This window comes from Nocardia mikamii NBRC 108933 (assembly GCF_001613505.1).
GTDB classification, from domain to species: Bacteria; Actinomycetota; Actinomycetes; order Mycobacteriales; family Mycobacteriaceae; genus Nocardia; species Nocardia mikamii.
The window spans coordinates 12,164-33,762 of sequence record NZ_BDCM01000028.1 but is presented as its reverse complement, the minus strand read 5'-3'; the positions used below and the strand labels follow the sequence as shown (position 1 = coordinate 33,762).

Annotated in this window: 21 protein-coding genes, 3 pseudogenes and 1 riboswitch; of the genes and pseudogenes, 15 read left to right on the top strand and 9 right to left on the bottom strand. The window is 64.4% G+C overall.

What is annotated here, in order from left to right; genetic code table 11:
- Positions 1–9: 9 nt before the first annotated feature.
- Positions 10–669: a nucleoside/nucleotide kinase family protein gene (locus NMI01S_RS32825; RefSeq protein WP_063002635.1), complete on the bottom strand. Its 660-nt coding sequence runs from the start codon at positions 667–669 to the stop codon at positions 10–12.
- 132 nt (positions 670–801) lie between these two features.
- On the bottom strand, positions 802–1,173 hold the full coding sequence (locus tag NMI01S_RS32820) for a GNAT family N-acetyltransferase (protein WP_063002634.1): 372 nt from the start codon (positions 1,171–1,173) through the stop codon (positions 802–804).
- Between the two features lie 149 nt (positions 1,174–1,322).
- Positions 1,323–1,403: riboswitch (ZMP/ZTP riboswitch) on the bottom strand.
- Between the two features lie 210 nt (positions 1,404–1,613).
- On the opposite strand from NMI01S_RS32820, the gene NMI01S_RS32815 reads away from it, so the two are divergent.
- The 6 genes from NMI01S_RS32815 (at position 1,614) to NMI01S_RS34560 (ending at position 6,217) form a co-directional block, all read left to right on the top strand.
- Entirely contained in the window at positions 1,614–1,859 is a 246-nt protein-coding gene (locus NMI01S_RS32815) for a hypothetical protein (RefSeq protein WP_157126500.1), read from the top strand.
- A 306-nt stretch (positions 1,860–2,165) separates the two neighbouring features.
- Positions 2,166–2,594, top strand: a complete 429-nt coding sequence (locus tag NMI01S_RS32810) for a hypothetical protein (protein ID WP_063002632.1) — start codon at positions 2,166–2,168, stop codon at positions 2,592–2,594.
- Positions 2,591–3,703: a hypothetical protein gene (locus NMI01S_RS32805; protein ID WP_063002631.1), complete on the top strand. Its 1,113-nt coding sequence runs from the start codon at positions 2,591–2,593 to the stop codon at positions 3,701–3,703. Before NMI01S_RS32810 ends, NMI01S_RS32805 begins: the two co-directional genes overlap by 4 nt.
- 927 nt (positions 3,704–4,630) lie before the next feature.
- Complete coding sequence (locus NMI01S_RS32800) at positions 4,631–4,873, top strand: hypothetical protein (protein WP_063002630.1); 243 nt, start codon at positions 4,631–4,633, stop codon at positions 4,871–4,873.
- Positions 4,874–4,987: 114 nt separating this feature from the next.
- On the top strand, positions 4,988–5,284 hold the full coding sequence (locus NMI01S_RS35235; protein WP_157126499.1) for a DUF8608 domain-containing protein: 297 nt from the start codon (positions 4,988–4,990) through the stop codon (positions 5,282–5,284).
- Between the two features lie 3 nt (positions 5,285–5,287).
- A complete protein-coding gene (locus NMI01S_RS34560; RefSeq protein WP_084513462.1) occupies positions 5,288–6,217 on the top strand; it encodes a DUF4145 domain-containing protein in 930 nt (309 codons plus the stop codon).
- Positions 6,218–6,603: 386 nt separating this feature from the next.
- Here the strand turns inward: NMI01S_RS34560 and NMI01S_RS35230 are convergent, their stop codons facing one another.
- The 4 genes from NMI01S_RS35230 to NMI01S_RS32780 all read right to left on the bottom strand — a co-directional run bounded on the left by NMI01S_RS35230 (position 6,604) and on the right by NMI01S_RS32780 (position 10,365).
- Positions 6,604–7,158, bottom strand: coding sequence for a hypothetical protein (locus NMI01S_RS35230; RefSeq protein WP_157126498.1), 555 nt, complete (start codon positions 7,156–7,158; stop codon positions 6,604–6,606).
- 331 nt (positions 7,159–7,489) lie between these two features.
- A complete protein-coding gene (locus tag NMI01S_RS34555; protein ID WP_281186788.1) occupies positions 7,490–7,906 on the bottom strand; it encodes a DUF6283 family protein in 417 nt (138 codons plus the stop codon).
- Between the two features lie 777 nt (positions 7,907–8,683).
- On the bottom strand, positions 8,684–9,283 hold the full coding sequence (locus NMI01S_RS32785) for a DUF6642 family protein (RefSeq protein ID WP_157126496.1): 600 nt from the start codon (positions 9,281–9,283) through the stop codon (positions 8,684–8,686).
- A gap of 377 nt (positions 9,284–9,660) precedes the next feature.
- The gene (locus NMI01S_RS32780; RefSeq protein ID WP_063002671.1) at positions 9,661–10,365 is read right to left on the bottom strand and encodes a winged helix-turn-helix transcriptional regulator; all 705 of its coding nucleotides are present in this window, start codon (positions 10,363–10,365) and stop codon (positions 9,661–9,663) included.
- A 156-nt stretch (positions 10,366–10,521) separates the two neighbouring features.
- Here NMI01S_RS32780 and NMI01S_RS32775 point away from each other — a divergent pair, with 156 nt between their 5' ends.
- The 5 genes from NMI01S_RS32775 to NMI01S_RS36155 all read left to right on the top strand — a co-directional run bounded on the left by NMI01S_RS32775 (position 10,522) and on the right by NMI01S_RS36155 (position 14,566).
- A complete protein-coding gene (locus tag NMI01S_RS32775; protein ID WP_157126495.1) occupies positions 10,522–11,157 on the top strand; it encodes a nuclear transport factor 2 family protein in 636 nt (211 codons plus the stop codon).
- Entirely contained in the window at positions 11,114–13,105 is a 1,992-nt protein-coding gene (locus NMI01S_RS33835) for a nitroreductase family deazaflavin-dependent oxidoreductase (RefSeq protein ID WP_084513461.1), read from the top strand. Before NMI01S_RS32775 ends, NMI01S_RS33835 begins: the two co-directional genes overlap by 44 nt.
- Complete coding sequence (locus NMI01S_RS32765) at positions 13,102–13,890, top strand: HD domain-containing protein (RefSeq protein ID WP_063002625.1); 789 nt, start codon at positions 13,102–13,104, stop codon at positions 13,888–13,890. Before NMI01S_RS33835 ends, NMI01S_RS32765 begins: the two co-directional genes overlap by 4 nt.
- 2 nt (positions 13,891–13,892) lie before the next feature.
- On the top strand, positions 13,893–14,129 hold the full coding sequence (locus tag NMI01S_RS36160; RefSeq protein ID WP_245717128.1) for a hypothetical protein: 237 nt from the start codon (positions 13,893–13,895) through the stop codon (positions 14,127–14,129).
- Between the two features lie 281 nt (positions 14,130–14,410).
- Positions 14,411–14,566 carry a hypothetical protein gene (locus NMI01S_RS36155; RefSeq protein WP_245717131.1) on the top strand — a complete coding sequence of 52 codons (156 nt, stop codon included), beginning with the start codon at positions 14,411–14,413 and terminating at the stop codon, positions 14,564–14,566.
- A gap of 92 nt (positions 14,567–14,658) precedes the next feature.
- Here the strand turns inward: NMI01S_RS36155 and NMI01S_RS36150 are convergent.
- Positions 14,659–14,840, bottom strand: a pseudogene (locus NMI01S_RS36150) (SDR family NAD(P)-dependent oxidoreductase); the annotation flags it as partial.
- Between the two features lie 96 nt (positions 14,841–14,936).
- Here NMI01S_RS36150 and NMI01S_RS32755 point away from each other — a divergent pair.
- Positions 14,937–16,430 carry a ribonuclease H family protein gene (locus NMI01S_RS32755; protein WP_063002624.1) on the top strand — a complete coding sequence of 498 codons (1,494 nt, stop codon included), beginning with the start codon at positions 14,937–14,939 and terminating at the stop codon, positions 16,428–16,430.
- A gap of 796 nt (positions 16,431–17,226) precedes the next feature.
- On the opposite strand, the gene NMI01S_RS32750 is transcribed toward NMI01S_RS32755, so the two are convergent.
- Positions 17,227–18,372 carry a hypothetical protein gene (locus NMI01S_RS32750; RefSeq protein ID WP_063002623.1) on the bottom strand — a complete coding sequence of 382 codons (1,146 nt, stop codon included), beginning with the start codon at positions 18,370–18,372 and terminating at the stop codon, positions 17,227–17,229.
- A 235-nt stretch (positions 18,373–18,607) separates the two neighbouring features.
- On the opposite strand from NMI01S_RS32750, the gene NMI01S_RS32745 reads away from it, so the two are divergent.
- The 3 genes and pseudogenes from NMI01S_RS32745 to NMI01S_RS36470 form a co-directional block, all read left to right on the top strand.
- Entirely contained in the window at positions 18,608–18,889 is a 282-nt protein-coding gene (locus tag NMI01S_RS32745; RefSeq protein ID WP_063002622.1) for a hypothetical protein, read from the top strand.
- Positions 18,890–19,020: 131 nt separating this feature from the next.
- Positions 19,021–20,094: pseudogene (locus tag NMI01S_RS36475) on the top strand (pentapeptide repeat-containing protein); the annotation flags it as partial.
- A 94-nt stretch (positions 20,095–20,188) separates the two neighbouring features.
- Positions 20,189–20,341, top strand: a pseudogene (locus tag NMI01S_RS36470) (pentapeptide repeat-containing protein); the annotation flags it as partial.
- A gap of 476 nt (positions 20,342–20,817) precedes the next feature.
- Here NMI01S_RS36470 and NMI01S_RS35680 read toward each other — a convergent pair.
- Entirely contained in the window at positions 20,818–21,588 is a 771-nt protein-coding gene (locus tag NMI01S_RS35680; protein ID WP_063002618.1) for an N-acetyltransferase, read from the bottom strand.
- Positions 21,589–21,599 lie beyond the last annotated feature (11 nt).

Here is a 21,599-nt window from a genome sequence, read left to right as displayed (position 1 = left end):
CGGGTTCGGTTACCGGGCAGCGTGAGCATGTCCCGGGGCGATGATGTTCGGCTGGTCGTAGCGGGTGTTGTCGATGACGATGCCAGCGCGTGACCACGGCTGTGATCGTGCGAAGTACAGACGTTGTCCGTCGACGTATCGGCGCATCGTCTCGTGTGCTGGTTCCGGGTGAGTGCCATCGCGTTCGGCCATTCGGGCGACCGTCACATCGAACGGGACATCAAGGAAGATCGACGTATCCCAGATGTCTGCGAGTTCGTCTCGATGCAGGAACATCCCTTCGACCACCACGATCGCATTGCGTGGTGCCCATCGTGCGCTGCGGCGCACGATGGTGTCGGAGTCCGGATCGTAGGAGGCGGTGCGATACCAGCCGTCACCGCCGGGACGCAGCGGATCGAGAGCATCACGACACAGTGCGCGGTAGTTGTAGGAATCGAGCCAGAAACCGTGCGGGGATCGCCGGCCCCGTGCATGCCGGACAGCGGACGGGTTGAGGAAGTCATCGGCGTGCAACACGATGACCTGCCGAGTGTGCAACCGCCGCACGAGTTCCGCGGTGAACGTGGTCTTCCCACTGCCATCGACGCCGTCGATCGCGACGAGGGTACGTCCGGACGTGGCGCCTTCAGTTATCCGTGCGGCGACCGCTCCGAAGACATCGACCATGGAACAAGTATCGACTCGTGTACGCCCTGCGGTTCGCTCGACAACCTCGACCCGCCATCGCCAGCGAGAGTGCAACTGCGATCCTGAGTGCCCGGGCGCCGGTGGCCTCCGATACGTGGGCGGAATCGGTGGTTAGCGGTTTGTGAGGGAGCGCTGAAACAGAACGACACCGCGTCCACCGCCGAGGCTGCGGCGGCGGACTTCGATGAACCCACCGGCGCGGTAGTACGCGCACAGTGCGGTATTGGTGTCAACGCAGTCCAGCCTCAACAGGCCCGCGCCCGCTTCGCGGGCGGTCTGGCCTGCCCAGCCGAGTAGAGCGCGGCCGGTCCCCTTGCCGGCATGGTTTCGGTCGACGACCAGCCCGTGAACATATCCGGCGAAGGTTTCGTCCTGCCACATGGCGGGATCGCTCCAGAGCAGCCGGAATGCAGCCACAATCTCCGGCCGGTCCTCGATGCGTGCCACGTAGGCCTCGCCGGCGGCGACCTGTTCACAGAACACCGACTCCGGTATTTCACGTGGAGTCCATTGCACGATCCGGCGGCTCGCCAGTCAATCTTCAACGCGATGACGCAGCCCGATGACGCGATCGATATCGCCGGCCTGGGCGCGGACGATTTCGAGCACGCAAGACTCCTGTAGCCGAAACCGAGAAGCACCCAGGCGGTCGATGCTTCTACTCGTCACGCTTCCCGGTGGTCACCCACCCGACGCCAGTCGCCCTACCACCGAGGCTATCGGGCTTCCGATCGCCCCATAGTATGGCGGCACACCGAATCGGCCCTCGGCCGGGCGTGAGATATGCCGTGGCACAACCCGATCCGCGTCTGTCTGTCGCTTATCCTCGAAGAGGACACCGAACTGCAGGGGGATGATCGCTATGCCGAGCCTTCGTGAGGAGTACGAGGACGTGCGGTCCCGGCTCAGCCACCTGGATCGGCGTGAACGATCTGTCCAGGTGTACGGGGACCTTCTCCAAGGAGCTGGATTCCCTCGACTACAAACTCCAGCGGGCGTCGCTCCCGCCGGATGAGCGGGTCGAACTCGCGAAGCTCAGTGACCAGGTCCGCGGCGTGCTCGACCGGCGGCTGCGCGACCTGCAGCACCCCACGGTCTGGAGTCCGCAACTCCTACCGGAGCGCCCGGAACGAGGCTGGAGCTTTGGAGGTTTCGATCGCAGCCGCTAGATGGGCTGAGAGCGGGTGCCGGAGATCGGTCCGTGCGCTTACTTCGCCTTCGGCGCCGATCGTACGGCTCGGTGAGTGACCCCGGAATAAACTCGATGGCTAGACCGTTCGTACGTCCGCCCTGCTCGACATCGTCGCGGCCTCGCTTAGCCATCCGAAATCCCGGTCTACGCCGATATATTCACCCGACAGATTCCGTCCCCTACCGTCGCGCGCGGCGGTATCGTCGCGATGTCACATTCGGGGCGGCGTCTGCGATGTGCTGCTGACCGGACTTACAGGCCGTAGAGCGAAACTGGTGGGGCGATGGATCCGATTGTGATCGAGGCGGGGACCGCGGTGGTGAAGGTAATGGCCACCGACGCCTGGGCTGCCGCCAAGTCAGCGGTGGTGCGGTGGTGGCACAAGGCCCATCCGGCGCAGGCCGACCAGGTCGCCGCGGACCTCGACCAGCTGCGCACCGACGTGGTAGCCGCGCGGGCGGCGCAGGACACCGCGACCGAAGACGCGCTGGCGGGAATGTGGCGAGTACGCCTGCAGCGAGCGATCGCCGGAAACCCCGCTCTGCGTGCGGAACTCGAACAGCTCCTGCGCGGAGAGCTCACTCCCCGGCTCAGCGTCGGTGACCGCAGCAGCGTCGCTGCGATCACGCAGACCGCCACGGTTCGCGGACGCGGCAACACCACTGTGCAGGCCGGCCAGGACGCCCGGATTGGGCACCCGCCCACGTCGTGACCGGTCCGCCCGACGACGCCAGCGCCGTCCCCGAGTCGCCGGTCGAGCAGCACGCCGAAATTTCCGGCAGCCAGAACACCACCGTGCAGGCTGCGCGGGATGCCTACGTCACCGTGCACCACCACCCACCGGAACGTGGCGGATATTTCGTCAGACATGTTGCGCCGCCGCTATTGTCGGCACTGCTGGCGTCGATACTCTTCCATTTCGACCACGTGGTGGGGGTGCAGGTTCAGATCGCCGCGGCCGTGCTTGTGGTGCTCTGGATGGCGTGGACGGCCCGACGAGATTCTCATCTGTCGTGGGCCCGCCGCGCGGCGCTTCCAACTGTTGCTCTGGCTTACACAGCGGCGATGACAGTCTTTGCCGCCCTGCCCCATATCTCCGTGTCGCTGCAAATCGTCGTCCCGGCCGTCCTGTGGATCGTCGCCGCAAGCGTCATCTTGTTCGTGGCCGAACCTGACCAAAGAGAACTAGCCACACTGCAATACACCGCTGTCGCTATGATCGGCGCCGGTATCGCGATGATCGGCCTCGGTATCGCGGGGATTCTCAGCCGCGCCGCACCGCTCGGCATCGGCATGGTTTGCACCGGTGTCGCGGGGATCGGCCTCGGTATCGCGGGGATCGGCGACCGCGCCGTACCGTTCGGCATCGGGGAGATCGGTGCCGGCGTCGCGGGGATCGGCGTCGGTATCGCGGAGATTGTCGGCCACGACCTACCGTTCGGCATCGCAGTGATCGGCGCCGGCGTCGCGGGGATCAGCCTCGGTATCGCGACGATCGGCGACCGCGCGGTACTGACCGTTGTCGCCGTGATCGGCATCGGTGGCGCGGGGATCGGCGTCGGTATCGCGGCGACCATCGGCCACGACCTACCGTTCGGCATCGCAGTGATCGGCATCGGCGTCGCGGGGATCGGCGTCGGTATCGCGGCGACCATCGGCCACGACCTACCGTTCGGCATCGCAGTGATCGGCGCCGGCGTCGCGGGGATCAGCCTCGGTATCGCGGAAATCCTCGGCCACGCCGTACCGTTCGGCATCGCGGTGATCGGCGCCAGTGTCGGGATGATTGGAGTCGGTGCCGCGAAAATCCGCGCGCGGTGAAATCCGTGGTGTTCGGTGTCGAGAATCGATCTTGGGCTCGAGTGATCACTGCATCACCACGTGGATAATCATGTCGGCGTGGAGGTTTGGGGGCGGGAATACGGGATGACTGCTGCTCGTCAGGATGAGTTGTGGGGCCGGTGGCGTGCCGGTGAGCCGGTCAGTGTTATCGCCCGGAATCTCGAGATGCCGCCACAGCATGTGCAACGGTTCCCCGCTCAGACCGGAGGAGTACGTCAGTTGTCACCTATCCCTGCAGCAGCCCCAACGACATCACCGCAGCACTGGGTTTAACCCTCACGCGAAGTCCGCACCTACTCGCACTGTTCCTGCAAGCCGTCGGTATAGGGGCGGTGAACTGTGATGTGACTGCCCGATTGGAAGCCCGCGAAGCGGTCGGCCGCACCGACTTGGAGTTGGACACGGGAACCGATCTGATTTGTCGTAGAAGCCAAGCGCGGATGGCTCGTTCCGGGGGGAAGCCCAGCTGCAGCAATACGCGCCGAGGGTCAAACGCCGAGCGGGCGGAGCCTTGGTGAGCCTGTCACAGGCCAGCCCAGCGTGGGCTCGCCGCACGCTGCCCTCCCCAATAGACGGCATCCCCGTCCACCACGTCTCCTGGAAAGATATCCAGGACATAGTCGTCGACGCCCGCGACCACGCCCACGGTGCAGAACGGTTATGGCTCAACGAATTCCAAAACTACTTGAGGAAAGCGGCTCCCATGACCGATCCCGCAGACGGATGGACCTACTGTGTCGTGGTCTCAGATGATGTACCGAACAACCAGGGCTCAAAGACTTTCGGGACTATGTACTTCACGAGAACGCCTACTTCCATCCTTTCGGCTGGGGCAATGGCTGGCCGAAAACTCCTCCGAACTTCCTCGCGTTCCGGTGGAGCAACCAGGTGCAAAGGGTTCACCGCGTGACCCACGCCGAGGTCGTCCAGTCACTGAAACAGCGTTGGCCAGATTTCCCGGACGGCCCCAACATCAACCGCCCACACGTGGTCTACTCGCTCGGACCCGAACTGCCCGGCATGCCCATTCCCACCAGCAAACCCTACCGCGCCGCGCGGCTATGGGTGCTGCTGGACCAACTATTGACCAGCGCCTCCCTCGCTGAAGCTGTCGAGCACACCAAGAAACTGACCACACTGGGCCGCTGATCGAACGAAACTTTGTAGTAACCACTGCGCAGCCCGTGCGATCATTCCTCGTGCCGACGCGGCGATCCGTCGAAGGCACCGACAGAGCAGTAACTCGAACGTGAAGCAGGTGGCATGCGCGCGCAGATCCAGCAACTGGCAGAACCTTTCAGCGAACGCGACTGGCCGACGCTGCCATGCCCGACCTGTACAGAAGGCGCGCTTAACGTCGGCAGATTCATGTACGAGAATCACACCACCGAGGAAAACTCAGACCCGTACGACGGTGACCCCACCGCGCCCCAGGGATGCTTCCACGGACACTTGGTTTGCAACCGACGCCGCTGTGGCGCTTGGGTAGCAGTTAGCGGAACCTACAAAACCGATTACGAGATCACTCCTCAAGTCTTTGGAGATAAGCTCGATACATAGGCCGTGGTGACTGTCCAAACACTGCTTCCAGCACCGCAGATCATCGAACTCACCGCCACAGTGCCAGAACTCGTTGCTGCCGAAATCCGGCGGGCATCAAAGCTAGTGTGGCTTGATCCCCCGGCCGCTGTAGGCGCGTTGCGTTCAGCTGCCGAGCGCGTGATGGACAACCACGACATACCAACGAAGAACACCAAAGGTGGATGGATCTCCCTGCATTCACGATTGGAGATATTCAAGGAAGTCCAGCCGAGCCCAGGTACGTTACTGGAAGCCGCGAAGTGGGTTGGAAACGACGGTATCCACGATCCCACGCCCATATCAACCAAGGAAGCCCTCGAAACGGCGCAGTTCGTCGAGCATGCACTTCGCGAGATTTACCCGCAAGATGACTCTGAAATCCGTAGTCGCGCAGCTCAGATCAATATCAACAGGGGTCTGAGGCGGCAACCGCCTTCGGGTGATACCGACCAGGTGGCTGGTGTTTTTCGTGCGGTGGCGGGCCTGCTCGAGCAGAATGCTGGGGTGAGTTTGGGGCGTGTGCCGTGCCAGGGTGATCTGCTGCGGTCGACGGTGGAGTTCTGCGCGGGTCGGGTGGCCGAGGATTCGATTTACGGTGTGCTGCACCGTGAATGCGGTCGGTTGTTCCCTGATGTGATGTTCGCCGACCTGTTCACCGATGTCGGGCGACGGTCGGTGCCGCTGATGATCGTGGCGGTGGTGATGGTGTTGCAGCGCATCGAGGGCCTGTCGGATCGAGAAGCGGTGGAACGCTTCGCTTTCGATGCCCGCTGGAAGTATGCCGCCGGCGGCCTGGATTTCGATTATCCGGGGTTCGTATACACGGTTCTGGTGGGCATGCGGGCGCGACTGGCGCTCGGATCGCCTCAACCGCATCTTCGATGCGGTGCTCGAGGTCGCGCGCGAGGCTGACGTCAAAAAGACAGGCTCAGCCAGATCGACGCCACGCTCCAACGAAAGGCGGCAAGCGCGCTGGTCCGGGCCTGTTCCTCCCGGTCGGCGCCGGCGCCGTGGCCACCCTCGCCCGCCTCGTAGAACAGATACGGATCGCCGAGGAATCGAACTCACCCCTACGTTCGGGCCCATCTCTGGAAGAGCGTCCGCCTCATGACAATTAAGTTCACGGAAGCATCAGGACCACCGCAGCGCAGTTCAGCCCACCCGATCAGCCTTGAAAGCGACTGTGGCCGTTTCGAACCGCGCAGTACGCGGCATTGCCGAACCCTGTATCGCGCTAACGCCGCTGCGGTGCGGATCGCTGACGCCGCTTCATCGAAGGGGCGCAGAACAAGGCTTACTCACTGTTGAGGAACCTGAAGTGGTCCCGGCGGCAGAACAGCGAGTTCCGACGCCAGCACGCTGGTTAAATCACGGATCGCTGCTTCCGCCGCTGCGAACAGTTCCGGATTCTGACCGCCTTGCCGTGAGTACCTATTCAATGCGAGACATGCCTGCTCGAAAGCGGGCGCCGCTCCACTCATGTCGAGCAGTTGGAGTCGGGCCTTAGCAATCTCGATTCGGGCGTGTCGAGAGGCCGCTTGCTTCTCCCAGTCGCTGCGCGCTTCGCGCGTTTCGTCGGTTCGATGCTTTCGATCACGTTGACCAGCGGCTTTGCGCTGCCGAATGTTGAACAGCCCTTCCCGCATAGCCTCCACGGCTTCGACGGCCGCCGCTAACCTTTCAGCCCGGCGCTCCTTCCGTCGTTCGTTGCCCAGCTGGCGCGTTACGTTTCGCCAGGCAATCCATGCTGCTAACAGGGCAATAGCGGCCGCAAAAATTGTCGCGAGGGGTTGCGCCCACCAGTATGGATTTGCGCTTCCCGCTGACAGTGCGATATCCGTGCCCTCAAGCACCTCGAAACCCCCTGTTTGCCTTCAACTTTCGGGCCAAGCATCATGACGCTACTTGGCAGAGCTCACCACCACAAGGTTGATGGATGCCGACTGGCCACCGACCAGTTGACGGTCAACTCAACCCTATGCGTCCCTGGAAGCACCGACACCTCCACGGTCCTGCCTCTGCGCAGCTTCACCACCTCATGGCCGTCCACCACACGCCATAGGCGTTGTGTCGACGAGACATCGCAGAATCACTGGCGATCAGGCAACCTCAGAAAGGCCGGTCAAGCCAGATGCGCTCCATCACCTCGTCCACGATCTCAGACTCCCCCGTCTTGCCACGCGGTCAGAGCAGATCGGGTCGTCGTCGGATGATCTTCGCCATTGTGTGGACCGCAGCAGGACCGGGAGCGCCGATGTCACGTTGTCCATGTTCGGCGGCCTCCGTGCCGGATTCGAACAGCGGTGTGGGCGAGCGGTAACCGACGGCGGCTTCGAACACGGCGGGACTGATTCGTCTCTGAATCAGCGCAAGACGAAGCGCGAGAAGGTCGTCACCGTGACACCCCACCCAGCCGGCACACACGCGACGCAGGTCGCTGTCGGCGTCGGTTTGGTGGCATTGAAACAGAGCCAACGGTTGATCCGACATCTCCCTGTCGTACTCGCGCAACTTGTCGTACTCACCGGCATCCCAAACCCCACTTGGCACATCACGCCGGTATGGGCACGAACTACACGGCCGCGGAGCAGGCGGGTTCACCTCGTCCGGGACCCGGCGCACCAATGGCGTCCGAAGCGTTTCGATCGTTCACCAGCCGCAACAACTCCTTCCAGTACTGATTGTGCCATCGACACACCAAGTGCACCGCACATCGCCAACGCCACACGGCTGGCGACTGGCACGGTTCACCGGCAGCTTGCCCCTTCGCGAACGACGACGCATGTTACGACGCCGACCACCAACTGCGAGTGCTGAGACGCGTCGAGGATGCGGAATCCGCTTCGGCAGGCTCACCATGTCCGCGGCGTGCTCGGCCGCCATCTGCGCGACCTGCAACGCCCCACCGTCTGGAGCCCGCAACTACCGGAGCGACCGGAACGAGGCTGGGCTTCGAAGGTTTCAACCGCAGCCGCTAAACGGGCCGACAGTGGGTGTCGTACATCGATGGTCTCAGGGCGGCCTCGCTGGCAACGGACGAATACGCGGGCGCCAAGCTCACTGTCAGCGCTCTATCCGGCGCGGGCGCGATGAGCCGCGCATCCGCCCTGCGATCGGTTGAATACTATGGCGGACAGAAAGAGTACTCGGTCCCAGCGATCCGTGGCTCCGGCCGTGAGGTACCAGTGGTACAGGCCTTATCCGACCGAGCGCGGGCAGGTACACCGCTGGCCGCGCCCACGGGGACGCGTTCACCGTGGGGGGCCTGCACTACCGCTGCGAGCGGTTCACCGCAAGGACCTCACCGATGTTCTCAGGATTTCTCGGGCAGTCGCGATGCGCAATCGAACAGCAACCTGCCGACCGCCCGCACGGCGCTCACTCACTCAAGGCAGCCGCAGCGATCGAGCGTTCAGAGGCCCACTGCGAGTGAGCCATTCGGAATCCCAGCTTCTTCGTCAGCTCGGGATGCTTCTTCCGCAGCCTGTAGTAGGCCGATTTCATGTTGGCTGAGTACGTGAGATCGGAGACCATCAGAAGTTCGAAAGCGGCTGCCTCCACCCATTCGATATTGCGGGTATAGCCAGCCACTGCCCGTGCGCGGGTTTGTTTGCAGAACGCCATCAAAGTCTCGTCCGCAGCCGCGAGTCCCCTACACGATGCGAAGGAGAGGGTCTTCCCAGCACAACGCCCATCGACCAGCTCGACAAGCTCGGCGAGCGAGACGTCACGACCACCGACGTAGAGCGTGTTGGCAGTGCCGTGGAAGCCGAAATAGGCGAAGTCGTACCCCTTCAACTCGCCGTCCAGCCAGCGGTTGACGTAGTACTCGAATTCTGCATACGTCCCGATGTCACGGTGGACCAACCGAATTAGTTCGGCACGCTCGAGCAGCCGAAGCGCGGACTCGATGCTGAGCCGGCTCTCGAGCGACTCCTCCCAGTCCCCCTCCAGACACAACACACCCGGCGGCTTCACTGTGGCCTCCGTCCCTCAATTCTTGAAGTCCCACTTCAGTTTCCGGCAAGCCCACCCCGGGCGACCATCACCAATCCCAGGGTAGGCCCAAAGCCCGCGCAGGCACGAATGAGCATCGCACCGCGTGCCCCTTCGCACTTAGGAGGTGGAACTGGCCGTGATCAGCGCCACGCGCCGAGCAAGTCAATGCGTACAACGGCTAGGGTCGTATCGCGAATTGACTGTGCGACAGTATATTCCGAGCGAAAGATGCAATTCGCCGGGTCCGCACCCAACTGTGTGTCAACTGTGGGTCCCGTGGTTTGACTTAGTCGGCCCGGTGTGTCGGGCGAATTCCCGCGTTCGACGAACGTCGCCTGTCCGGTGTCGGTGACTACCTATTGCTCGGATTGGTGTCCTGGGCCCTCGATTCGGGTCAGGTGGCCCGTCAGCTGCGTGTCGAGGATCGACAGCAGCGTCTGCAGCGCTTCGGGATTTCCTCCTGCTCGGAGTCGTCCGTTGGTGACGGCGTCGCCGATGGTGGTGCGGCCGCCGGCGATGGCAGCGAGAGTGGCTGCGTCGGAGGTCAGTTCGGCGTCCGCGGGCGCCTCTTCGGGGGCGGTCACGGTGGCGTGTCCGTCGGCGATGCGGAGGCGGACGGTGTTCTCGTCGATATGGAAGTCGTAGTCGGCGGTCACCCCTGCCAGGGTTGCGGGGTCGAGGTCGTCGGCGAGGAAGACCAGCGCCCACTCGGGGCGGTAGCTCTCGCCGGAGGCTGATTCATCGCTCATATAGTGCCGGGCGCCCCACAATGCCAACGGGATCACGGCACGGGCCAGTTCTCGCCCGGTCGCGGTGAGTTCGTAGACCACCGAGGCGGCCGGCGGGGTGCCCAGCCTGCGCCGGGCGATGCCGTCGGATTCCAGCTGGCGGACCCGCGTGGCGAGCAGGCTGGTGCCGATGCCGTCGAGTGCCGCGGCCAGGTCGGAGTATCGCTTCGGGCCCGACATCAGTTCCCGCACGATCAGCAAGGTCCACCGCTCACCGACCACGTCCAGCGCATGCGCCAGGCCGCAGAACTGCTCATATGTACGCCGCGCCACGCTCGCCACCCTATCAGTGGGATATCAAACCGAACTCTAGTTCTAACTCTTATCTTCACTTCTATTTCTTATGTTACCCTCTTTATCGGTGGCCCTACCGGACCGGTTACACCTCCGAATCGCCTGGGGCGGCGCGGCTTTCAGCTGTGCGGCAGCGTGGGCGCCATCATCGAGAGGGGAGTCCGCGTGTCTGTTTCGGCTTGTGAGGACGTGGCGAGCGGCGAGGGCACGGTCGTCGATGGGGCCGCGTTCGCCGCTCGAGCACAGCAGCTGACCAACCTTGCATCGGCCGAGGGGTGGCTGGGGTTGTATCACCCGGATGCGGTGGCCGACTGGATCGTGGACGGCGCTCGCGAACGCCACGAGCGGATCGATGCGATTCGACCGGCCGCGATGCTGATGGCCGAGCTCTGGCGTCGGCACCGGTTTCGGGTGCGCAAACATCTGCGGTGCGCCACGGATGAATGCGTGGTGCTCACCTTCGGTGGCCGAGGGTGCGTGACCGGCGCCGAGATCTGGACCTTCCGCGACGGACTGGTAGTCCACCACTGGTTGTCGGTGCATCTGGATGCGCGGCCCCGCACATCACAATGGGCCCAGTTCCGTGTGCTGATCACCGCTCCCGCATCGCCGTTTCCGCGCTCCGTCTGCAACGCAAACACATTGGGCCGCAAGGTGCTTCGACAACCCCCGACCGAGTGCTGGCATCTGGTTCACGGAATACGCTGTCTGGGAAGGATGTTCGCAAATGAGGGCTCTCATCGTCGGTGCCAGCGGATACAACGGTGGTAACGTGGCCCGCCGGTTGGTCGCCGAGGGTCATATCGTGCGGGGCTTGGTCCGCGACCCGAAGAAGGCGATACCAGAACTGCACGAGGTGGTGACCGGTGATGTCGTCGCCGGGACCGGGCTCGACGAAGCACTGGACGGTATCGATGTCGCGTTCTATTTTGTGCACGCTCTGGACGCGACCGACAACCGCACCGACCAGCACGACATCACCGCCGCGCACCGGTTCGTCGACGCGGCCCGCCGGGCCGGACTGGCACGGGGGGTCTTCTTCACCATGCTGGCCCCGCCCGAGGGAATCGCTGCGCCGCGGTATCAACGCAATCGGCTCCGGGTGGAGCAGATCCTGCGTGACGGGATCCCGGGCATGACGACGCTGCGGGCAGGCATGGTCGTCGGTGGCGGCTCCCGGGCAATACTGCCGTATCTACGCGTGGTGCAACGGTTCCCGATCATCCCACTGGGGCCGTGGCGGTCGAACCGGGTCGCGGTCATCGACCCCGGCACCGTCACCGAGGCGATCATTGCGGCGGGCACGCGCGAGGACCTCGCTGGCCGGATTCTCGACGCCCCCGCGAGCGCGGAACCCACCCACGAACAACTGCTTCGCGCGATCGCGGCCCGGCTCGGCCGCCGCCCGATAATCGTGCCGACCCCGTTGGCCACTCCCCGGCTCGACGCCGCGCTCATCTCAGCGGCGACGGGCCAGAACTACGCGTTCTGCCGATACCTGGCCAGCACCAACGAATACGACTACGTCGTCGACCCACAGCGGACAACGGGCCTCGCCGACCTCAGACCTCCTCATCTGGACCGGCTCCTCGACGACGCCGCGATCATCGACCACGCGCCTGTCGACACGATGGCCAGCGCATCGCCCCTGCTCGCGATCGGCCGGATCGGGCTGGCAGTCATATCCCTGGCAGCACCGCGCCGATTCGCCGCACTCGCCGGCGTCACCAGTTCACCGGAACTGACTTACATGACCAGGATCTACGGTGCCCGAGCCATGGCCATGGGCCTGGGATATCTCACCGCACATCACCAAGAACGCGAGCGCTGGAAGCGGCTCGCGCTGGGTGTCGACGTCGCCGATACACTCACCGGCCTCGCCCATCTCCTGCGGCGAGACGTGCCGTTGCGGGTGAGTGCCGCGATGGTTGCCCTGACCGGCTTCTATGCCGCGGTCGGTGCCACCGAAGTGGCATCGGACCCTGCGCGGCGAACTGTCCGACCGTATGGACGCCATGACGCGGTTCACCAAGTCGACATGCCCACCGAGACGAAGACCAGGACACTACTCACGAGGCGATCCCGTCGGCGACAATCGTCGCCGGCCACACCAATGAGTCGCGGACCCGAATATGTTGATCCCCACCGGCGCCGCGGCAAGGTGTACCGCGCCTACGCCCGGTTCATCGGCGCCGAACCGGTCCGGCGGCTCATGCCGAGTCTGTTCTGGAAACTCGATCCGTACGTGATGGCCCTAACCAGAGGACGTTTCGGGCTGGCTTTGATGTTGCCGACCGCTGTTCTGGAAACCCGGGGCGCCAAAACCGGCGAACCACGACGACATCTCGTCCTGTACTTCCACGACGACCACGACGTGATCGTCATCGCCCTCAACGGCGGTCGATCGACAGACCCAGCTTGGTATCACAACCTGCGCCAGCACACCGACGTAAAGTTCGCCGGAATGCCGATGCGGGCCTCGGTCGTTCACGACGACACAGAGCGAGAACGGTTGTGGCGCCTCGGAAGAGCCGTGTTCGCGCCCTACGCCAAATTCCGTCGAACCGCGGCGGCACATGGACGGACGATCCCCGTCATACGACTGACACCAGCACCACCCGCAGGGTCGTCGAACTCGACGCCGGCCCGTCATAACGAACATGAAGACTTCGGCGTCGAACTCGACTCGACCTCCGCCGGTGAAAGGTCGATGCCATGAACTCGCAACGATCCCACCCGGTCCGGATCGATCTGACCCGAGCCGAGAAGTTCGCGTTCGCCCGGCGTGCCGTACTGGGCCAGATCCGGGAAATACCCGGCGGCCTCGCGGCCGTCCTGGGATTCGGCAGCCGTGACAGCGCCCTCGAACTGCACGCCGACCCACCCGACGGCAGCTACGCCCGTCGCGCCGAAGAACTCGCCCGCGACACCTACGGGCCCGAACTCCTCCAGCACTGTCTGCGATGCTGGTACTTCGCCGACCTGTTCGCCCAACTCGAGCACCGCGACCACGATCCCGAATTGCTCTACGTCGCATGCCTACTGCACGACATCGCACTCACCGACCACTATCGCCCCACACCCGCCGACGCGCCCTGCTTCGCCATCCATGGCGCAACCGTCGCCAGCCGAACGCTCCAAACATGGGGAGCAGACACCGACTTCCGCGACACCGTGGAAGAAGCCATCGCCGCGCACCTCGACGTCACCGTGCCTCCTGAAACCGGTGTCGAAGGCTACCTACTGCACGCCGCAGCGCGGCTGGACGTCGTCGGCGCTCGCGTCCGTGATATCCCCCCACACCTGCTCCGCCATGTGAATACCCTCCATCACCGCGCGCACTTCGCCTCGACACTGTCCAGCATCCTCAGCAGGGAAGCTCGCGAACGCCCCGATTCACGCATTGCAGTGCTGTGGAAGGCCGGGATGAAACTCCCCATCATCCTCAACCCGGTCGCCGCGTCGAGGTGCCCCGGTCGCGGCTCTACTACCGAGAGGGGATGATCATGCCCACCGCACTGCCCACAGACCGTCCGATTCCCGCTCCCGGGCCGGTCGACAGGTCCCCCATCACCCTCACCCCCGCCGAGAGCGACGACCTCGATCCGATCTGGCAAGCCGTCCTCCCCGAGACCCGTGCCCGCGCCAACGATATCCACCTTCCGATCTCACTTGCCTACGCCGAACGCCTCTGCACCGCTTTCCCGCACGCCGACCGGCTACTGGTGCGCATCGCAACCTAGTTGCACGACACCGGCTGGGGCCACGTCGACAACGACCGCATTCTCTCCGAAGGCTTCTCCGGGGTCTTCTCCGGCGAATGGCGCAGGGCCGCGATCCGTTTCGAGCACGAACGCCGCATTGCGCGAGAGGTACTTCCACCGCTCGGATACGGCGCCGAGTTGTTGAGGAGGTCTGTGCCATCACCGACGGGCACGACACCCGGACGGAAGCCCACTCGCGCGAGGATGCCCTCGTTCGCGACGCGGACCGCCTGTGGTGATTCGACCACGCCCGTATCGCGTTGGCCTCCGGTTGGTTCCGGCTGGACCCCGCCGTCTACACCGACCGGCTCGAAGCGGAGATCATCCCCGAACTGCTCACGATGCCCGCCATCGCGATGGCCGTAGCCGACCTCACGCGTTCCCGAATTCTGCTGAAGACGGCCGTGATTCGTTGAGTGCCACCGGCACAACCCGCATCGCGACGCTCAGATCGAGCAGACACCCACGATGAACAGCCCGTTTTCCGGTTGCCTGCACCAGCGCACCCCTTGGCAGCCGAGTAATGCCCGATGTTCGCGGTCGGGATGAGCACCGCGAGCGAGCTGATCAGCACCACGGATCCGCCACGGCCGCCGGCGACGACGGCGGCATCGACGCCTTGAGTGTCTTCCACACGCCGGTCAGGTTGATGTCGAGCATCGTCTGCCATTCGTCCTCGCTCATGTCGAGCGTGGACGCGTAGGGGCGCGACAGTCGTGAAGGCAGGTCCCGCGAAGGCACCGGCGATGGGCCGAATGTGTCGGTGCCTCCGATTATGTTCGCCCCATGACAGGTGCCGAGATCTCGACGTCGCTGCTGGACTCTTTGTCGTCCGACTTCGACGTCTTGGCCGCCGCTTGCTGGTCGGAGATCGAGGGCACCGCATCACCGAAGACCATCACCACGCTGCACAGCCCGTCCCTTCGCACTTCGCGCGCCGACGGCCTGCACTACGCGCAGACGATACTCGAGGGCGAGCTGCAAATCCTCGCTCTCTCCCACAGGGTTCGCGAACGCGAGACCGTGGTCCGCGCGTATCAGCGAGCGCAGGCATTACGCGAGGCAGTCATCAAGGAACTGCGCGCGGAGCGAGGCAATCGACACCGAGCCACCCAACCGCCCCGAGACATCGACCTCATGTCGGCATGGCTACTGAAACTGATAGTGCCCGAGGACTATTCGCGCCATTTCGACCTCGCGATGGAATCCGCCGGCGTGATGCCCGAGCGCGGACGTTTGCCCACGCACAATTGGTGGGCATGGGCAGTCGAGCACGGATGGATGACAACTACGATCTCTCCGCATGCGCAGCGGCTGCTCGCACTTTCCGACGACGCATTCGCCCGGGCAGTACGGCGCTCCCTCACTGTGGAATACATCGCGGGCCTCGACGAGCACGCCGTAATCGAGCGTTGGTGGCGCGCACTCAGCCAGGTCGAGGTCCGTGTACGAACAGACATGCAGCACATCCGCGACCGCGCCCGACGAGCGCGCCCGAGTCCGAGCCCAGGCCAGTTGAGCCGATTGCGGGAATTGTATGAGGAATTCGCGTCACTGCGAGTTCACCGCAGCGTCGCTCAACGTCTGTACAACGAACTCCGCGACGCCGTGACTGCCAGCGTGAAAGCCGCCGAGGCCGGCCTCGTCGAGCAGTGCCACGCTCATGCGAGAGCGGCGCTCGCCGAGGCGAATCCGATTCTGTGGCAGAGCATTCGCAGCGTCGTGATTGCCCATCGAGCCCGGTGGGAAGACGACGCCTTCGACTTCAGTACCGCGGCCGAACTCGCAGAGGAGCTGCTCGCCGAAATCCCTTGGGCCGCACAACACTGCATAGCGGCCGACCCGACCACGAGTGACAACCTTCTCGACGACACAAGCCATGAACTCCTCGAGGTCGCCGTGGACGCGTCAGGTTACGCCGCCACCGGCGGTTACGGCTGGACCGCCGCTGATGGACGAACAGGAAGCGGACACTGCACAGCGGCAAACTCGGCCACAGAAGGCGAAGTCATCGCGATCTGCGAAGCCGCATTGGCACCCGAACTCCGCACCCGGCCTCTGCGCATCCTGTCCGATTGCACAGCAGCCGTCGACGCTGTGACCAGCGCGCTCACCACGGGCGTCGTCGGCGCATTTCCGACCTCACCACCCGCCCGCGACCGCCTCAGAGCCGCCATCCAACGACCCGTCCCGTTCACCGCGCACTGGATCGCCAGCCGGACCGGACACCAACTCCACGACCGCGCCCACCGCCTCGCCCGCACCCGCCGCCACCACTGAACCCCACACCCGCGTAGGTGATGGCGACGCGAGCTACATCAAATGAACTCGACCAGCGCCGCCCCGACGAGCAGAAGGGCACTGCGTCCCGTCATTCGAGGGGTGATCCGCCTTCCAGATGCTCTCGATACGCAAGTAGACCGGGGCAGTCCGTCGCCCACTCCGTTCTGCCCCGGTTCAATGAACAGAAAACCCGCAGTTCAGAAGTATTTTCGATACGGCAGGAACTGATTGTTCCACTCGCGGACGCCGATTCATACAGGCCTACAGAACGTCGACAGGACGTCGTGGAATCGCTGACCATCAGACGACCTCCGCAAGGCCGGTCAAGCCATGGGCGATTCCCTTCCCCTGCTGTGATATCGGTCCCTCCCGAGTGTTGCTCCGCAGTCAGAGCAGATCGGGTCGCCGTCGGACGAGCTTCGCCATCGTGTGGACCGCTGCGGTTGCGACACTGCGAAGTTCTCGGTCCGTGGCGAGGCAGGCGATCCGGCGGATGCCGGCCAAGCTCATGAGAACCGATACCGTGCGGGAGCAGACCTTGATGTCCATCGCCATGGTCAGTTCGGCGGAATCCTGCGGTAGCCGTGGGTACCTCGGGAAGCAATTGGATCTCACGGATCAGCCCGGTCAACCGGTGGCGCCGCAACTGTGTCGGTGTGGTCGGGCGCCGTTTGGCCTTGTAGTGATTCTGCCGGGCTACCTCCAGCACCCGGCAGCATCGGTCGATCGGTGCCCCGGCCGCGACGAGCCTACCGATCAGGCGTCTTGCCCTCACCGAATACCTTGCAGCACATCAGCTGTGGCCGGAATTCGCCCTGCGGCCCTCATCCCCGCTTCGGATGCTGGACCACGTCTCGTCGATGTCGTCGCGCGCCCATTCGACGATGTCACCGTCGGCGCGGACGTCACCGGTGAGCCAGAACGCTTCGTCGGGTGCCCATCCCGCGATCACCGACGCCGTGTCACCGTCGACCTCGATAGCGATGCCCGCAACCGCGAGATAGCCGGCGACGGTGAGGTGCACTCCCCCGTACTCCCCGGCCACGGCATGCCAGTCGGGCAGAACCCACCGTCCGTCGCGGCCCGTGGTGCGGTACCAGTCGTGGCGTTTCTGCGCCGTGACCTCGAGCGGGAACCGCCGACACAGATCCGCCCAGGCGGCGGCGCCGTCGATTTCGAACGTATCGATGTCTTCCGGGACGATCTGTCGCCGAGCCCAGGCCCGATCCTCACCCGCGGAGTCTTCGACGAACCACAGGGACGCCGGCGAACCGTCATCGAGTGCCCGCGTGGAGAACGCAACGCCGAGCGGCGCCGACCACCACACGCCGGAGTAGGCGGCAGTCGGATCGGTGGGGCTTTCCCGCGCCGCGCGTTTCTCCTCCGCGACAACCCGGCGTAGCCATGTGGTGAGCACTTTCCCCACCGGAGCAACGCTGTCGTGTCGGTTGCTCCATCGCAGTGACCACTGCTCGTCGCGAACAACGCCGGTGGTCCACCACCGAGCGTGCTCCGACGCACTGATGTGTTCGGCGACGCGTCGCAGTTCTCGAAGCATCGGGTCCGTCATGGCGAGAACATCTTCGCCTTCGGGCTCCTGCCAGTACCGGGCGGCATCAGTGGTCGCCGCGAGGACGGTATGCAGGTCCTTTTGTGTCACATCAGGCAGCGGCACGTCCGCCAGCCGTCGCGCGACTTGTTCGGGCGAGACGCTCGGGAGGGGCTGGTCGGCGCCGAATCCGTAGATGACGCGCGCGGTCCCGCTTCCAGCATCGACTTGATGGGCGGCGTAGAACACTCCGGAGCAGAAGCAGTCCTGCGTGTGTTCCACGCGCGCACGCTCGTCGGCGACGCGCGCGTACTCGAGGAGCAGACGACGACCGCGTGGGCCCGCCAACAATGCCTCGGTCAGCGTCACCGGAGTGTCCCGTGCCATCATGAATCGAGTAGATCACCCACGCTGCGTCGACGTCGATCGAACGTCGGTTCCGGCACGCCTACCTGGATCGACGCAGGTTGGGACTTGTTGCGCCACCGTGAAATCCTGGTCCGGTCCCCGCTGACCCACGCCGAACAGCAGGCAGGTAACCACCACGAGCACACCCCCAGCCCACGTTCCAGCGCGCTGGAGCGCGGGCTGGGGTGTCGCCGCCGCCCTGCTGACCGCGCTGATCGTGTTCATCCCCGCCACCTGGAAACTCCAGGACGCGTTACATGTTCCCGCGATCGACCCGACACCCAGCCACCTGCGCGCCACCCCGAAACAGATCGCATCCTCGTACTGGATCAGCTGGGCCATCGCACTGGCCGTACTGCTGTCACCCGCCGCCGTCCCTGCCGTGATCTCCCGAACCCGCCGCATCACCGTCGGATACCTCATCACCGCCACCATCACCGGAGGCCTGCTCGCACCCGCCGTCATCAACTTCGAAGTAGCAGGCTTCGCACCCGACTGACGACTGTGTTCGAAGGTGTCTGTCTTGAAACCTCGGATTCGAGACAGACGCGGCCAGCGGTCGAGGGTCGCTGAACTAGCAGGTCCCGGAATCTCGGATTCTGATCTCGATATCGCGCCCGGTCGAACGGCATGCCCGGCGCACTGCTGGCCTCCGATAAGTGGGCGAAATCGGCGGCTGACAGCCGAATTTCGGTGCGCGGGATGTCTTTCGGTGAGAATCGAGCAGTGATGGGGAGGATGCGCCGGACGGGCGCACAGATCAGCAGGATGTCGAGGACGGCGGCGCGGTGGTCGGGTCGGATGCGGTTGTCGACCGCGGTCTCTCTAGCGGTGCTCACCGGAGTGGTAATCGCTGCGGTTGCAGAGTGGATCCTGTTCGCCGCGTTCCATCCCCAGCGCGGCGGTACCTCGGTGGATGTCACGAAGCTGGCGTTGACTGTGGTCGGCGGCGTCGGTGGGGTGGTGGCGCTGGTGATCGCCTACCGCCGTCAGCGGGATGTCGAGCAGGGCCGGTTCGTGGAACGGTTCGGCGCCGCGGCCGCGCAGCTCGGCGCGACCGATGTCGCGGTGCGGATCGCCGGGGTGTACGCGATGGCCGGCGTCGCCGACGAATCCGACGGTCTGCGCCGCCAGCAGTGCATCGACGTGCTGTGCGGGTATCTCCGCTTGCCCTACGACGCTGCGCACGGCGGTAGTGGCCGGACCAAACGTGTAGTCACCGTGCCTAATCCCCAGGTCGAGGACCTCGACGACCCAGGAAAGACAGAGGAACATCACGAGTACCGCAACTACGACCGCGAAGTACGCGCCACTATCGTTCGTGTCATCGCCGCCCATTTATGCTCGGAAGCCGAATACAGCTGGTCGGCATACGATTTCGACTTCCGCACTGCCTACCTCGAAGACGCCAACTTCGACGGCGCCACCTTCTCCGGCGACACCCGATTCGACAGCGCCACCCTCTCCGGCGACACCTCGTTCACCGGCGCCACCCTCTCCGGCACGACCTCGTTCGATCGCGCCACCCTCTCCGACACCACCCGATTCGGCGGCGCCACCTTCTCCGGCGACACCCGATTCGTCGGCGCCACCTTCTCCGGCGACACCTCGTTCGACGGCGCGACCTTCTCCGGCACCACCCGGTTCTACGACGCCACCCTCTCCGGCACCACCCGGTTCTACGACGTCACCTTCTCCGGCACCACTCGATTCGACAGCCACCCTCTCCGGCGCCGAGTTCTTCCGCGCCACCCTCACCGGCACCACCCAGTTCGACGGCGCCACCTTCTCCGACACCTACTTCATAGGCGCGACCCTCTCCGGCGACACCTCGTTCGACCATGCCACCTTCTCCGGCACCACCTCGTTCGAGGGCGCCACCCTCTCCGGCACCACCTCGTTCGTCCGTACGACCTTCTCCAGCACTACACGGTTCGACGCCGCCACCCTCTCCGGCACCACCCGATTCGTCGGCGCCACCTTCTCCGGCGACACCTCGTTCGACGGTGCCGCCGTCTCCGATACCTGCACGTTTGGAAATGCGGACTTTGGCGTACAGCGCATCTCGTTCGCCGACCCCAAACGATGGGGACCACCGGAACCGGTCTTCGACTGGTCTGCGGACATCACTCTGAAACCCGCCAATGTCGAACCTCAGGATTGGCCGCCGGTCGTGGGACGCCGGAGGCCAATTCGCGGTGAAGCGGGTGTCGTAAATCGATCGATTTCCGTCACCGCAGCTCGGGGATCGAATCGCCGAGGTTGGGTCCCGCGGGCAAGTGTCGGAAGATTGTGTCGAAAAGTGTTGGTGTCCGCGAAGTTCTGTCAGCCCTTTCTCGTACGGTCCTGTGAAACGACGGTGTCCAGAGTCCGAGAACAGCCGTCACGGGCACATGATCAGCCAGCCGGCGGACGCGGGGTCGGAACCTACTGGTCGTTGGAGACGCTCTGCTGCAGTCCGGGCAAGTTGGCTTCGATCTCGCGGACAGCCTCGTCGTGGTCGAGGGTTACGGCATCCATCACCCAGACCTCGCCGTCCTGGTACTGGCTGAAGCCGAGTGATTCCCAGGTTCGGCGCACGCGGCGGCGTTCCTCGTCGAAGCGTGGATGTCGGGTTGGTTCGGGACACTCCCGGTACAGATTGATGGGGAAGGGGATCGTGGCGACGACCGCAACATCCGCGGTGATCAGTCGCAGGATCCTGCTGATCAGCAGACGGCCGATACCGCCCTGACCGCGCCATGCGGGCGCGATTGCCGCGCGGTCGATCAGAATGGTGCGGCCGCCGAAGCCCTCAATCATTTCGAGCAGGTCAGGGTGAAAGTCGTTGCCGCGGAATATGGTCGCCATCGAGCCGTAGTCGGCCGACATCCCGTCCAGCTCGTTCGGGATCGAGTGCGTCATGAGGTACTTGTCGACGATGACGCCGTTCATGCTCAGAACGGTCCACTGGGCGTAGTCCTCGTCGTGGTCTCCGTCGATGGACAGGGCGAATCCCTTGTCGATCGCGGCGTTCCATCGGGGCGAACTGTCGGTGTCGGAGCGGTCCTCGTCGTCGTAGGCCTCGGCGCCGACGAGATAGCGCGCTGAGCCCCACCAGGTGTGGATCCCTGGATCCGTATCGGCATTGCCGACGATCGAGGCACTCAGATCGACGTCGACTGTGAACATCGACCAGTCGATGGTGTTCAGGTCCATGTGCTCCGTCC